At 58.7% G+C, this 13,091-nt stretch carries 14 protein-coding genes and 1 tRNA gene; 6 read left to right on the plus strand and 9 right to left on the minus strand.

The genetic code is table 11. The features are described from left to right. Nucleotides 1-167 precede the first annotated feature (167 nt). The 8 genes from ychF to K0F88_RS04830 all read right to left on the minus strand — a co-directional run bounded on the left by ychF (nt 168) and on the right by K0F88_RS04830 (nt 7,090). A complete protein-coding gene (gene ychF / locus K0F88_RS04795) occupies nt 168-1,268 on the minus strand; it encodes a redox-regulated ATPase YchF (protein WP_008153431.1) in 1,101 nt (366 codons plus the stop codon). 22 nt (nt 1,269-1,290) lie between these two features. Further along, on the minus strand, nt 1,291-1,875 hold the full coding sequence (pth, locus tag K0F88_RS04800; RefSeq protein ID WP_219094334.1) for an aminoacyl-tRNA hydrolase: 585 nt from the start codon (nt 1,873-1,875) through the stop codon (nt 1,291-1,293). A 170-nt stretch (nt 1,876-2,045) separates the two neighbouring features. Then, nucleotides 2,046-2,648: a 50S ribosomal protein L25/general stress protein Ctc gene (locus K0F88_RS04805; RefSeq protein WP_219094336.1), complete on the minus strand. Its 603-nt coding sequence runs from the start codon at nt 2,646-2,648 to the stop codon at nt 2,046-2,048. Between the two features lie 142 nt (nt 2,649-2,790). After that, nucleotides 2,791-3,732 carry a ribose-phosphate pyrophosphokinase gene (locus K0F88_RS04810; protein ID WP_003208392.1) on the minus strand — a complete coding sequence of 314 codons (942 nt, stop codon included), beginning with the start codon at nt 3,730-3,732 and terminating at the stop codon, nt 2,791-2,793. Nucleotides 3,733-3,778: 46 nt separating this feature from the next. Then, nucleotides 3,779-3,853: transfer RNA gene (locus tag K0F88_RS04815), tRNA-Gln, on the minus strand. Between the two features lie 36 nt (nt 3,854-3,889). Further along, on the minus strand, nt 3,890-4,741 hold the full coding sequence (gene ispE, locus K0F88_RS04820) for a 4-(cytidine 5'-diphospho)-2-C-methyl-D-erythritol kinase (protein ID WP_010458280.1): 852 nt from the start codon (nt 4,739-4,741) through the stop codon (nt 3,890-3,892). Nucleotides 4,742-4,743: 2 nt separating this feature from the next. After that, nucleotides 4,744-5,361 carry a lipoprotein insertase outer membrane protein LolB gene (lolB, locus tag K0F88_RS04825; RefSeq protein WP_219094338.1) on the minus strand — a complete coding sequence of 206 codons (618 nt, stop codon included), beginning with the start codon at nt 5,359-5,361 and terminating at the stop codon, nt 4,744-4,746. Between the two features lie 4 nt (nt 5,362-5,365). Further along, nucleotides 5,366-7,090, minus strand: a complete 1,725-nt coding sequence (locus K0F88_RS04830; protein ID WP_219094340.1) for a tetratricopeptide repeat protein — start codon at nt 7,088-7,090, stop codon at nt 5,366-5,368. Nucleotides 7,091-7,272: 182 nt separating this feature from the next. On the opposite strand from K0F88_RS04830, the gene hemA reads away from it, so the two are divergent. From hemA to K0F88_RS04860, 6 genes are all read left to right on the plus strand, one after another. Further along, the gene (gene hemA / locus K0F88_RS04835; RefSeq protein ID WP_145310069.1) at nt 7,273-8,562 is read left to right on the plus strand and encodes a glutamyl-tRNA reductase; all 1,290 of its coding nucleotides are present in this window, start codon (nt 7,273-7,275) and stop codon (nt 8,560-8,562) included. Next, nucleotides 8,559-9,641: a peptide chain release factor 1 gene (gene prfA / locus K0F88_RS04840; protein WP_219094342.1), complete on the plus strand. Its 1,083-nt coding sequence runs from the start codon at nt 8,559-8,561 to the stop codon at nt 9,639-9,641. The genes hemA and prfA overlap by 4 nt, the downstream gene beginning before the upstream one ends. After that, complete coding sequence (prmC, locus tag K0F88_RS04845) at nt 9,642-10,472, plus strand: peptide chain release factor N(5)-glutamine methyltransferase (RefSeq protein WP_219094344.1); 831 nt, start codon at nt 9,642-9,644, stop codon at nt 10,470-10,472. Further along, nucleotides 10,466-11,221, plus strand: coding sequence for a molybdopterin-synthase adenylyltransferase MoeB (locus K0F88_RS04850; protein WP_219094346.1), 756 nt, complete (start codon nt 10,466-10,468; stop codon nt 11,219-11,221). The genes prmC and K0F88_RS04850 overlap by 7 nt, the downstream gene beginning before the upstream one ends. Further along, on the plus strand, nt 11,214-12,005 hold the full coding sequence (gene murI, locus K0F88_RS04855; RefSeq protein WP_094470671.1) for a glutamate racemase: 792 nt from the start codon (nt 11,214-11,216) through the stop codon (nt 12,003-12,005). Before K0F88_RS04850 ends, murI begins: the two co-directional genes overlap by 8 nt. A gap of 113 nt (nt 12,006-12,118) precedes the next feature. Then, nucleotides 12,119-12,637, plus strand: coding sequence for an acyloxyacyl hydrolase (locus K0F88_RS04860; protein ID WP_094470672.1), 519 nt, complete (start codon nt 12,119-12,121; stop codon nt 12,635-12,637). A gap of 120 nt (nt 12,638-12,757) precedes the next feature. Here the strand turns inward: K0F88_RS04860 and K0F88_RS04865 are convergent, their stop codons facing one another. After that, nucleotides 12,758-13,063: a YkgJ family cysteine cluster protein gene (locus K0F88_RS04865; RefSeq protein WP_219094348.1), complete on the minus strand. Its 306-nt coding sequence runs from the start codon at nt 13,061-13,063 to the stop codon at nt 12,758-12,760. Nucleotides 13,064-13,091: the final 28 nt, after the last annotated feature.

The following is a 13,091-nucleotide window of genomic DNA, read 5'->3' on the forward strand; positions in this document are numbered from 1 at the left end:
GCCCGCGAAGACGGAGTGTCAGTCGACATTTCTGCAGCTGACACAATGCCTTCGCGGGCAAGCCCGCTCCCACAGGGATCTTTATTGTTCGCTGGAAAGACACCGGGCACAAAAAAGCCGCGTATCAAACGCGGCTGTTTCTTGTGCGGCTGCTTCGTTCTGAAAACTTACACGTTGAAACGGAAGTGCATCACGTCGCCGTCTTTAACGATGTAATCCTTGCCTTCCAGACGCCATTTACCGGCTTCCTTGGTGCCCGCTTCGCCCTTGTACTGGATGAAGTCGTCATAGGCGATGACTTCGGCGCGGATGAAGCCTTTTTCGAAGTCGGTGTGGATCACGCCAGCGGCTTGTGGTGCGGTAGCACCGACGCGGACGGTCCAGGCGCGGACTTCTTCGACACCGGCGGTGAAGTAGGTCTGCAGGTGCAGCATCTCGTAGCCGGCGCGGATCACGCGGTTCAGGCCAGGTTCTTCGAGGCCCAGGGCTTCGAGGAACATGTCTTTCTCTTCGCCGTCTTCAAGTTCGGCAATTTCAGCTTCGATCTTGTTGCAGACCGGAACCACCATGGCGCCTTCTTCTTCGGCGATGGCCTTGACGATGTCCAGCAGCGGGTTGTTCTCGAAACCGTCTTCAGCGACGTTGGCGATGTACATGACCGGCTTGGTGGTCAGCAGGTGGAAGCCACGGATCACTGCTTTATCGTCGGCGCCCATGGTCTTCATCAGGGTGCGCGCTGGCTTGCCGAGGGTGAAGTGAGCGATCAATTGCTCCAGCAGGCCTTTCTGGACCACGGCGTCCTTGTCACCACCTTTGGCGTTACGGGCGACTTTCTGCAGTTGCTTCTCGCAGCTGTCGAGGTCGGCGAAGATCAGTTCCAGGTCGATGATTTCGATGTCGCGTTTCGGGTCGACGCTGTTGGAAACGTGAATCACGTTCTCGTCTTCGAAGCAGCGGACCACGTGGGCGATGGCATCGGTTTCACGGATGTTGGCGAGGAACTTGTTGCCCAGGCCTTCACCCTTCGAGGCGCCGGCTACCAGGCCAGCGATGTCGACGAATTCCATGGTTGTCGGCAGGATGCGTTTTGGATTGACGATGGCTGCCAGGGCTTCCAGACGCGGATCCGGCATCGGCACGATCCCGGTGTTCGGCTCGATGGTGCAGAAGGGGAAGTTCTCGGCCGCGATCCCGGATTTGGTCAGGGCGTTGAACAGGGTGGACTTACCGACGTTAGGCAGGCCGACGATGCCGCAATTGAATCCCATGGTGTTTCCCCTTGGATAAGAGTCAGGCCTTCTGGCTGTGCAGGTTTTTCATCGCGCGGTTCCATTCCCCGGCGAGGATATCCGGCAGCACGCCGAGGGCAAAGTCGATGCTGGCATCGAGTTTTTCCTGTTCGGCGCGTGGCGCACGACCCAGGACGAAATTTGAAACCATACTGGCAACGCCCGGGTGGCCAATGCCAAGCCGCAAGCGGTGAAAGGTATTCTGATTGCCCAGTTGCGCGATGATGTCGCGCAACCCGTTGTGACCGCCATGGCCGCCGCCCTGTTTGAGTTTGGCAACGCCCGGTGGCAGGTCGAGTTCGTCATGCGCCACGAGGATTTCTTCAGGCGTTATGCGGAAGAAACCGGCGAGTGCCGCGACGGCCTGGCCGCTGCGGTTCATGTACGTGGTGGGAATCAGCAGACGAACATCCTGACCCTGATGCGAATAGCGCCCGGTCAGGCCGAAATATTTGCGATCGGCCACAAGGTTTACGCCTTGCGCGATTGCGATGCGCTCAACAAAAAGGGCCCCTGCGTTATGCCGGGTCTGTTCGTATTCAGCGCCTGGATTACCCAGGCCAACGATCAGTTTGATGGCAGTCACGATAGGGGCCCTTCCTTGGAGTGGTGGATAACATCGCCGCAATCAGTCAGTGCGGCGAAAGTGGACGACAAGTGCTCATTTACCATTATGTAAACTCCGCGTTCTCGCCCGCTTTCTCGCTACGTTCCAGTCCGCGATGTTACTTGATCACTCCGGCATGACAGAGTGAATTACTCTGCTGCGCCTTCTTCAGTAGCTTCTGGAGCAACACGTGGAGCGTGGACGTTGGCAACAGCCTTGTCATCGCCGTGTGCCAGAGCAACAAACTCAACGCCTTTAGGGGCTTTGAGGTCGGACAGGTGAATGATCGAACCGACTTCGGCGTTAGCCAGGTCGACTTCGATGAATTCAGGCAGGTCTTTTGGCAGGCAGGTCACTTCGATTTCCGAAACAACGTGCGAAATTTCGCCGCCTTTCTTGATCGGGGCTTCTTCACCAACAAAGTGTACAGGCACGATAGCGGTCAGTTTCTGGCCGGCTACAACGCGCACGAAGTCAGCGTGCAGTACGTGGCCTTTGGCCGGGTGACGCTGCAGAGCTTTGATGATGACGTTTTGCTTGGTGCCGCCAACATTCAGCTCGATGATGTGGCTGTAAGCCGCTTCGTTTTCGAGCAGCTTGGCAACTTCTTTAGCCAGCATGCTGATGGATTCAGGGGCTTTTTCGCCACCGTAAACTACAGCTGGAACCAGGCTTGCGAGACGACGCAGGCGGCGGCTCGCACCTTTCCCCAGGTCGGAACGCACTTCAGCATTCAGAGTAAAATCGTTCATGTTGTATCTCCAAAATAACCACATTCGCCCCAGCGGTTGCGACCAGCGCTAAAGGCGATATGGGCAAAAAAGCCCCGCCCCGACAGGAATGCCGGGGCGGGGCGCTTTTCGTCAACGACGATGATCGAGAAGGGCAGGGCCCTTAACGGAACATCGCGCTGATCGATTCTTCATTGCTGATGCGGCGGACCGCCTCGGCAACGACCGGCGCGATATCCAGTTGACGGATACGCGAGCAGGCTTGAGCAGCAGCGGACAACGGGATGGTGTTAGTCACCACCAGTTCGTCCAGCATGGAATTTTCAATGTTTTCGATCGCCCGACCGGACAGCACAGGGTGTGTGCAGTAGGCGAAAACCTTGGCAGCGCCATGCTCTTTCAGGGCCTTGGCCGCGTGGCACAGAGTGCCGGCGGTATCGACCATGTCATCGACCAGAATACAGGTACGCCCTTCGACATCACCGATGATATGCATCACTTCAGAGTGATTGGCTTTCTCACGGCGTTTGTCGATGATCCCGAGATCCACGCCCAGGGATTTGGCAACAGCACGTGCACGCACGACGCCGCCAATGTCCGGGGACACGATCATCAGGTTTTCGAAGCGCTGATCTTCAATGTCATCCACCAATACTGGGGAGCCGTAGATGTTATCTACCGGAATATCGAAGAAACCCTGGATCTGGTCAGCATGCAGATCAACCGTGAGAACACGGTCGATGCCGACTACGGTAAGCATGTCAGCCACGACTTTCGCGCTGATAGCCACACGTGCGGAACGCGGACGGCGATCCTGACGGGCATAACCAAAGTAAGGAATAACAGCAGTGATACGAGTAGCCGAGGAGCGGCGGAAGGCATCAGCCATCACTACCAGTTCCATCAGGTTATCGTTGGTCGGAGCGCAAGTCGGCTGAATAATGAAGACATCTTTACCGCGGACGTTTTCATTGATCTCGGCAGTAATTTCGCCGTCGGAGAACTTACCGACAGAGATGTCACCGAGAGGGATATGCAGCTGACGTACAACACGCCGAGCCAGATCGGGGTTAGCGTTCCCCGTAAAGACCATCATCTTGGACACGCGCAGTACCTGAAGGCTGAGGGTAACCTGGATGAGTATAGGAAAATGGCAGGGGCGGCTGGATTCGAACCAACGCATGGCAGGATCAAAACCTGCTGCCTTACCGCTTGGCGACGCCCCTGTATCTGTTGCAACGATTACCCAGTAATCGATTCCTTTAGAGCAGATTTTGTAGCTTGCGATGCAACATCGAAACGTTGCTTCCTTTTGCTACAAACCCTGTAAGGGTCTCTGTAAGAAGGGCCGAGACTTTATCAGCTTCAGCTTTGCTTGGGAAGCCCCCAAACACACAACTTCCAGTTCCGGTGAGTTTTGCTTCGGTAAATTTACCTAACAAATTCAATGCGTTACGTACATCTGGATAACGCCTTGCTACCACCGGTAAGCAGTCATTTCGACTGTTTCCCTTGGGAACGGGGCGCACTTTAATGGGAGAAGAGTTACGTGTCAACAACGGATCTGAAAAAATTTCTGCTGTACTTACAGATACTTGCGGCACAAGCACGAGATACCACGGTTCTTCGGGGTCTACAGGGGTGAGTTTCTCCCCTACGCCCTCGGCGAAAGCCGCGTGCCCACGCACGAAAACCGGGACGTCGGCGCCAAGCGTCAGGCCCAGCACGGCCAGTCGATCCTCATCCCAACCCAGTTGCCAGAGATGATTGAGGCCGAGCAAAGTCGTCGCGGCATTTGAACTGCCGCCACCGATTCCACCGCCCATGGGCAGGATTTTTTCGATCCAGATGTCGATGCCGAGCGAACAACCGGATTGCTCCTGAAGTTTTTTCGCGGCTTTGACGATCAGATTGCTGTCGTGAGGAACGCCATCGAATTCGGTATGCAGCCGAATCACGCCGTCGTCGCGCACGGCGAAGGTGATTTCATCGCCGTAATCAAGAAACTGAAAAATTGTCTGCAACTCGTGATAACCGTCTTCACGGCGGCCGAGGATGTGCAGCATCAGATTGAGTTTGGCTGGGGAGGGCAGCGTCAAGCGCGCAACGGTCATGTTCACTGCCCCAGTTTGCGTGGTTGCCATTCCTTGATCACCAGCGTGACATCAAGGTCGGTGCCGTGCAGTTTGATCCGCTCGGGCAGCCAATAGCCGTTTTGCTCGGCATAACTGAGGTATTCCACTTGCCAGCCGTCCTGCTCGAGATTGGCCAGCCGACTGTCGGCATCCAGGGTCAGGCGACTTTTGCTGTCCGGGGCCGGAAGCCCGCGAACCCACCAAGCCAGATTGGACACCGGCAGCTTCCAGCCGAGCTGTTCTTCAACCAGCGCTTCGGGCGTCGTGGCGTCAAAACGGCCCTGATTGGCCACTTCCAGCGAGACTTTGCCAGGGCGACCGGTCAGGCGAGCCGCGCCGCGACCCAGCGGGCCGGAAAGGCGGATGTCGTAGTAGTCCTGTCGCTGCAGCCAGTACAGCGTGCCGCTACCCGAATCCTTGGGTGCGCGGATGCCGATCTTGCCGTTGATCTGCCAGCCATCGAGGCCGGTCAGCTGTTGTTTGTACTCGCGCCATTGGGCCGGGTTGCCTTGGCCCTGGACCGATTCGCGGGCGCCGAAGCCCGCGCAACCGGCGAGCAGGGCGATGAAGCTGAAAACAATAAGGTGGCGCAAAAACATAATCTTAAAGAGTCTCTGATCCGGTCAGGCGCTTGATGGTGCTGCGCAGGATGGGGCTGTCGGGTTGTTCCTTGAGGAACTTGCTCCAGACTTGTTTGGCTTCCCGTTGCTTGCCATTGGCCCACAGGACTTCGCCCAGGTGAGCGGCCACTTCCTGATCGGGAAAACGATCCAGGGCCTGACGCAGATAGCGCTCGGCTTCATCGAGATTGCCCAGGCGGAAGTGCACCCAGCCGAGGCTGTCGAGTACCGCCGGGTCTTCCGGGTTGATCTGGTGCGCTTGTTCGATCAGGGCCTTGGCTTCGGCGTAACGCGTCGTGCGATCCGACAGGGTGTAGCCGAGGGCGTTCAACGCCATCGCGTTGTCCGGGTCGCGCTTGATGATCAGACGCAGGTCTTTTTCCATCTGCGCCAGGTCATTGCGTTTTTCCGCCTGCATGGCGCGGGTGTAAAGCAGGTTCAGATCGTCCGGGTATTTTTGCAGCGCCGTTTGCAGAACCTTCCAGGCCTTGTCGGGCTGATTGTTGGCAGACAAGGTCTCGGCTTCGATCAGGTACAACTGAATCGCGTAATCGGGTTGCTCGTCGCGTTCCGTCGCCAGACGGCTTTGGGCTTCGGCGGTCTTGCCGTTGTTGATCAGAATGTCGGTCTGACGCAGTTGCGCCGGCAGATAGTCATTGCCCGGGCCAACCTGGGCGTACTCGATCAGCGCGCCTTGAGGGTCGTTGCGCTCTTCAGCAATACGACCGAGGTTCAGGTGCGCCGAATCGACGTGGCTTTCCCGGGCAATCAAGTCTTCCAGGTAACCCTTGGCCTCGTCCCAGGCCTTGGCTTCCAGGCACACCAGCGCCAGGGAATAACGCAGTTCGTCGTCCTCCGGGTATTGCTGGACCAGGCTTGAGAACTCGACCTTGGCGTCGTCCATGCGGTCCTGTTCAACCAGCATGCGTGCATAGGTCAGACGCAGGCGTTTGTCGTCCGGGTATTTCTTGATGCTTTTTTGCAGCAGCGGCAAGGCTTCATCGCCACGGTTGAGCCCTTGCAGCAGGCGCGCGCGCAGCAGGATCGGGGCAATTTCGCCGTCGTCCGGCGGATTGTCTTCCAGCAAGGTCAGCGCGCCTTTGACGTCACCGTCCTGTTGCAGCAGCAAGGCCTTGCCGAAAATCAACTGGCTGTTGTTCGGGTGGCGCTGCAACAAACGGTCAAAGCTTTTCATCAGCCCGTTGCGTGTGTCCTGGTCGGTATCGGCTGCGGACAGGGCGAGGAAGTCGAAATGCGTGTCGCCCTTGCCGAGCAGGACTTTCTCCATATAGACCATGGAATCGTCATAACGCCCGGCGCGCGCCAGCTGCACGGCAGCCGCGCGTTGCGCCTCGAGGTCGTCCGGGGCGTTTTTTGCCCAGATCAACGCGGTATCCAGGGCAGCCTGATCGGCGCCCAGGTATTCGGCAATGCGGAAAGCCCGCTCGGAGATGCCCGGATCCTGAGTGTTGATGGCCTGGGTGACGTAGTTGTCCAGGGCAATGTCGAAACGATTGCGCTGGCCAGCCAGCTCGGCGCTCAACAGGCTGAAGACGGTTTCTTCACTGAATGAGCTGTAAACCTTGGGCTTTTCAGGGGCTGGAGTGCTGTCTTCGACCGGCGGCGTACCGTCCGACGAAACGGGTGCCAAGACCTGGCAGCCGCTGAGGAAGACAAAAGCGAGGAGCAACGCGGAGGATCTATTCATATAGGAAGAGGACGACTAACCTGCGGTCGGATCATCATGACACAAGCCTTCGGCCAAACATAACCGAGTCTCGATGGATGCCTTTATAGAGGCAGGTCATTGGGACAATAGTCAGCGGTAGTTGTTCTGGCACTGTCGAAGTAGGACAATTGCCGGCTTCACGTCACCATCAGCGACCTTGAATGGCCTTCCTTGCACTCGGTATCAACCACAAGACTGCTTCAGTAGACGTCCGCGAGCGCGTGGCCTTTACCCCTGAGCAGCTGGTGGAGGCCTTGCAGCAGCTCTGCCGACTGACCGACAGCCGCGAAGCTGCGATCCTCTCCACCTGCAATCGCAGTGAACTCTATATAGAACAGGATCACCTTTCGGCTGACATCATCTTGCGCTGGCTGGCCGATTATCATCATTTGAGCCTCGAAGAGCTGCGCGCGAGCGCTTATGTGCACGAAGATGATGCGGCAGTTCGTCACATGATGCGGGTGGCCTCCGGGCTCGATTCGCTGGTGTTGGGCGAACCGCAGATTCTCGGTCAGATGAAATCGGCCTACGCCGTGGCGCGTGAGGCCGGCACCATTGGTCCGCTGCTTGGACGCTTGTTTCAAGCGACGTTCAACGCCGCCAAGCAAGTGCGCACCGACACCGCCATCGGCGAGAACCCGGTGTCCGTGGCGTTTGCTGCGGTCAGCCTGGCGAAACAGATTTTCAGCGATTTGCAGCGCAGCCAGGCCTTGCTGATCGGCGCGGGCGAGACCATCACCCTGGTCGCCCGTCATCTGCATGAACTGGGTGTGAAGCGCATCGTGGTCGCCAACCGTACCCTGGAGCGCGCGAGCATCCTGGCCGAGCAGTTTGGCGCCCATGCCGTTTTGCTCTCGGACATCCCGGCAGAGCTGGTGCGCAGTGACATCGTGATCAGTTCCACCGCCAGCCAGTTGCCGATCCTGGGCAAAGGCGCCGTGGAAAGCGCCTTGAAACTGCGCAAGCACAAACCGATCTTCATGGTAGACATCGCCGTCCCTCGGGATATCGAGCCGGAAGTCGGCGAGTTGGACGACGTTTACCTCTATAGCGTCGACGATCTCCACGAAGTGGTCGCCGAGAACCTCAAGAGTCGGCAGGGCGCTGCCCAGGCGGCGGAAGAGATGGTCTCGGTCGGCGCCGAAGATTTCATGGTCCGTCTGCGTGAGCTGGCGGCGGTGGATGTGCTCAAGGCCTATCGCCAACAAAGCGAGCGCATGCGCGACGAAGAATTGCAGAAGGCCCAGCGCATGCTGGCCAACGGCAGCAGCGCCGAAGAGGTGCTGGTGCAATTGGCGCGAGGCCTGACCAACAAACTCTTGCACGCCCCGAGTGTGCAGTTGAAAAAGCTTTCTGCCGAAGGCCGCCTCGATGCGCTGGCCATGGCCCAGGAACTCTTTGCCCTGAATGAGGGCTCATCGGATAGCTTTTCGGATAAGAAACCGCAATGAAAGCGTCACTGCTCAATAAGCTGGACATCCTCCAGGACCGTTTCGAGGAATTGACCGCCCTGCTTGGCGATGGCGAAGTCATTTCCGATCAGAACAAATTTCGCACCTATTCCAAGGAATACGCGGAAGTCGAACCGATTGTCGCCACCTATAAACAGCTGCTCAAAGTGCAAGGCGACCTAGAAGGTGCCCAGGCACTGCTCAAGGACAGCGACCCGGACATGCGCGAAATGGCCGTGGAAGAAGTTCGCGAAGCCAAAGAGCAACTGATCGACATCGAAGCCAGCCTGCAACGCATGTTGCTGCCCAAGGACCCGAATGACGGGCGCAACGTATTCCTCGAAATCCGTGCCGGCACCGGCGGTGACGAAGCGGCGATTTTCTCCGGCGACCTGTTCCGCATGTATTCGCGTTATGCCGAGCGGCGCGGCTGGCGGGTGGAAATTCTCTCGGAGAACATCGGTGAGCACGGCGGCTATAAAGAAGTCATCGCCCGGGTTGAAGGTGAAAACGTCTACGGCAAACTGAAATTCGAATCCGGCGCGCACCGCGTGCAACGGGTTCCGGCCACCGAATCCCAAGGTCGCATCCACACCTCGGCCTGCACCGTGGCGGTGTTGCCCGAGCCGGATGAGCAGGAAACGATCGAGATCAACCCGGCAGATCTGCGGGTCGATACCTATCGTTCCTCAGGTGCCGGCGGCCAGCACGTCAACAAGACCGACTCGGCGATCCGCATCACGCACTTGCCGTCCGGTATCGTCGTCGAATGCCAGGAAGAACGTTCTCAGCACAAGAACCGCGCCCGGGCGATGTCCTGGCTGTCGGCCAAGCTCAACGATCAGCAGACCAGCGCCGCCGCGAACGCCATCGCCAGCGAGCGTAAGTTGCTGGTCGGTTCGGGTGATCGCTCCGAGCGCATCCGCACCTACAACTTTGCCCAGGGCCGGGTCACCGACCACCGGGTCAACCTGACGCTGTATTCCCTCGATGAAATCCTCGCGGGCGGCGTCGAGGCGGTGATCGAACCGTTACTGGCCGAGTTCCAGGCCGATCAATTGGCAGCGATAGGTGAGTAAATGACGATCATTGCCAGTTTGTTGCGCGCCGCCGATTTGCCCGACTCGCCCACGGCGCGTCTGGATGCCGAATTATTGCTGGCCGCGGCCTTGGGCAAGTCCCGCAGTTTTCTGCACACCTGGCCGGAACGCATTGTGCCGAGCGAAGCGGCGCTAAAGTTTGCCGAGTACCTGCAACGTCGTCGTGGCGGTGAGCCGGTGGCCTACATTCTGGGGCAGCAAGGGTTCTGGAAGCTTGATCTGGAAGTTGCGCCGCACACGCTGATCCCGCGCCCGGATACCGAATTGCTGGTGGAAGCGGCGCTGGAATTGCTGCCGGCCACACCGGCCCAAGTGCTCGATCTTGGCACCGGCAGCGGCGCCATTGCCCTGGCTTTGGCCAGCGAGCGTCCGGCGTGGAAAGTCACAGCGGTGGATCGCGTACTCGAGGCCGTGGCGCTGGCCGAACGCAATCGTCAGCGCTTGCACTTGAACAACGCCACCGTGCTGAGCAGCCATTGGTTCAGCGCCCTGGAAGGCCAGCGTTTTCAGTTGATCATCAGCAACCCGCCGTACATCGCCTCCGCCGACCCGCATCTGGTGGAAGGCGATGTGCGTTTCGAACCGGCCAGCGCCCTGGTCGCTGGCGTCGACGGGCTTGACGATCTGCGCCTGATCGTCGCCCAGGCGCCGGATTATCTGGACGCGGGTGGCTGGCTGATGCTTGAACACGGTTACGATCAAGCTGAAGCCGTTCGCGACTTGTTGCTGAGCCGCGGCTTTGAAGAAGTCCACAGCCGCACCGATCTGGGCGGTCACGAACGTATCAGCCTGGGGCGCCTGCCGTGCTGAATGATCAGGAATTGTTGCGCTACAGTCGGCAGATTCTGTTGCAACACGTCGACATCGACGGCCAGTTGCGACTGAAAGAAAGCCGCGTGTTGATCGTCGGCCTCGGCGGTCTCGGCTCACCGGTTGCGCTGTATCTGGCCGCGGCCGGTGTCGGCGAACTGCACCTGGCGGACTTCGACACCGTCGACCTGACCAACCTGCAACGCCAGATTGTTCACGACACCGACAGCGTCGGCCTGAGCAAAGTCGATTCGGCGATCCGCCGTTTGAGCGCAATCAATCCCGAGATCCAATTGATCGCCCATCGCACCGCGCTGGACGAAGACTCCCTGGCCGCCGCCGTGGCTGCAGTGGATTTGGTGCTGGACTGCTCCGACAATTTCTCCACCCGCGAAGCGGTCAACGCTGCGTGTGTCGCCGCCGCCAAACCGCTGGTCAGTGGCGCTGCGATTCGACTGGAAGGGCAGTTGTCGGTGTTCGACCCGCGCCGCCCGGAAAGCCCGTGCTACCACTGTTTATACGGTCACGGCAGCGAAGCCGAATTGACCTGCAGTGAGGCCGGCGTTGTCGGGCCACTGGTTGGGCTGGTGGGCAGCCTCCAGGCGCTGGAAGCCCTGAAACTGCTGGTGGGTTTCGGCGAGCCGTTGGTGGGGCGTCTGTTGCTGATCGATGCTCTGGGTTCGCGCTTCCGTGAATTGCGGGTCAAGCGTGATCCGGGCTGCAGCGTCTGTGGTTCGAAACATGCGTGAAGCGCCGATCGGCGTGTTCGACTCCGGCGTCGGTGGGCTCTCGGTGCTGGCCGAGATCCAGCGGCTGCTGCCCAACGAGTCTCTGCTGTACGTCGCCGATTGCGGGAATATTCCCTACGGCGAGAAAACTCCTGAGTTCATCCAGCAACGTTGCAGCGTGATGGCCGAATTTTTTCAGCAGCAGGGCGCGAAGGCCTTGGTACTGGCCTGCAACACGGCGACCGTTGCCGGTGTTGCGGACTTGCGGCGCGATTACCCTGAGTGGCCCATCGTCGGCATGGAGCCCGCCGTCAAACCCGCCGCGGCCGCCACCCGCAGTGGTGTGGTCGGCGTACTCGCCACCACCGGCACTTTGCAGAGCGCCAAGTTCGCGGCGTTGCTCGATCGTTTCGCCACTGATGTTCGCGTTATCACTCAGCCGTGCCCCGGCCTGGTGGAGTTGATTGAAAACGGCGATCTGCACAGTGAGGCATTGCGTCAGTTGCTGGCCGGGTACGTCGGGCCGCTGCTCGGCGCCGGGTGCGACACAATAATTCTCGGCTGCACGCATTATCCCTTCCTAAAGCCATTGCTTAAGCAGATGATCCCCGATGACATCAGCTTGATCGACACTGGCGCCGCTGTAGCGCGGCAACTTCAGCGCCTGTTGGCCGAGCGTGAATTGCTCGCCGAGGGGCCTGTGCGTGCTGCGCAGTTCTGGACGAGTGCGGATCCGGAACATTTCAGAAATATCTTGCCGATCCTGTGGAATACCGCTGGTGTTGTGCGAAGCTTCAAGGGGTAAACAAAAACCGGGGGCAAACGGATAATTGGGCTGAACTTCTGATTAAGCGTCGACTTCTATAGCGGTGAGCAACAAAAAAACCTTACGAAATCGTTCGGAAAAGGATGTTTCTAATGAAGCGACTATTCTGCTTGGCCGCGATTGCGGCCGCACTGATGGGGCACAGTTTTACTGCGCAGGCAGCAGGCGTGGAGTTCGCAGTCGGCCAGACCAGCGATTCAACCATGACCTATCGACTGGGCATGCAATTCGATTGGGACAAGAGCTGGCTGCAGAGTGATATCGGTCGTTTGACCGGGTACTGGAGCGGCGCCTACACCTACTGGGACGGCGACGAGGCCTCCAGCAATCACAGCCTGTCGTTCTCGCCGGTACTGGTTTACGAGTTCGCCGGCCAGACCGTCAAGCCCTACGTGGAGTTGGGCGTTGGCGTCGCGGTGTTCGCCAATACCGAAGTCGAAAACAATCAACTTGGCAGTGCCTTTCAGTTTGAAGACCGGTTCGGTTTTGGCCTGCGTTTTACCGGCGGACATGAAGTCGGCATTCGTGCGACGCACTATTCCAATGCCGGGATCAGTAGCCCGAACGACGGTGTAGAAAGTTACGCGCTGCACTACACGATGCCGTTGTAAACACACTACCTGTGGGAGCGAGCTTGCTCGCGATTGCGGTCTGACATTCAGCTTATTTGTCGACTGACACTCTGCCATCGCGAGCAAGCTCGCTCCCACAGGGGCCAATTTTTTTCTCGATCAGCGATACGCCGTGCTAATCCCCTGGCGTTCATCAATGCATTCCGGTGCGCCCATCTCGAACTCCCGGCAGATCAGCGGGCGTTTTTCGTAGATGGTGCACATCATGCTGTTGCGATCCAGCGCAGCGCACCAGCCGTCATCCAGACGCAGCATGACTTCCCCGCCCCAATCATCGGTATCGATAAAACGTTCAGGCACGCCCGTGTCGGTGATCAGCATGACTTCGAGCTGGCAGCAGCAAGCTGCACAGGTCGAGCACGTGACGGCCGGTTCGGTGATTTGCGTGTGGGGAATGGTTTTCATGGCGGGCAGTGTAAGGCAGTGCGCCCTG

The organism is Pseudomonas sp. UMAB-40, assembly GCF_900095275.1.
GTDB lineage: Bacteria > Pseudomonadota > Gammaproteobacteria > Pseudomonadales > Pseudomonadaceae > Aquipseudomonas > Aquipseudomonas mandelii_B.

Coding starts and splice junctions, on each gene's coding strand:
- ispE (WP_010458280.1), bottom strand. CDS start 4,741: ATGACCGTTGCGCGCTTGACGCTGCCCTCCCCAGCCAAACTCAATCTG.
- murI (WP_094470671.1), top strand. CDS start 11,214: ATGCGTGAAGCGCCGATCGGCGTGTTCGACTCCGGCGTCGGTGGGCTC.
- lolB (WP_219094338.1), bottom strand. CDS start 5,361: ATGTTTTTGCGCCACCTTATTGTTTTCAGCTTCATCGCCCTGCTCGCC.
- K0F88_RS04860 (WP_094470672.1), top strand. CDS start 12,119: ATGAAGCGACTATTCTGCTTGGCCGCGATTGCGGCCGCACTGATGGGG.
- prfA (WP_219094342.1), top strand. CDS start 8,559: ATGAAAGCGTCACTGCTCAATAAGCTGGACATCCTCCAGGACCGTTTC.
- ychF (WP_008153431.1), bottom strand. CDS start 1,268: ATGGGATTCAATTGCGGCATCGTCGGCCTGCCTAACGTCGGTAAGTCC.
- K0F88_RS04865 (WP_219094348.1), bottom strand. CDS start 13,063: ATGAAAACCATTCCCCACACGCAAATCACCGAACCGGCCGTCACGTGC.
- K0F88_RS04830 (WP_219094340.1), bottom strand. CDS start 7,090: ATGAATAGATCCTCCGCGTTGCTCCTCGCTTTTGTCTTCCTCAGCGGC.
- prmC (WP_219094344.1), top strand. CDS start 9,642: ATGACGATCATTGCCAGTTTGTTGCGCGCCGCCGATTTGCCCGACTCG.
- K0F88_RS04805 (WP_219094336.1), bottom strand. CDS start 2,648: ATGAACGATTTTACTCTGAATGCTGAAGTGCGTTCCGACCTGGGGAAA.
- hemA (WP_145310069.1), top strand. CDS start 7,273: ATGGCCTTCCTTGCACTCGGTATCAACCACAAGACTGCTTCAGTAGAC.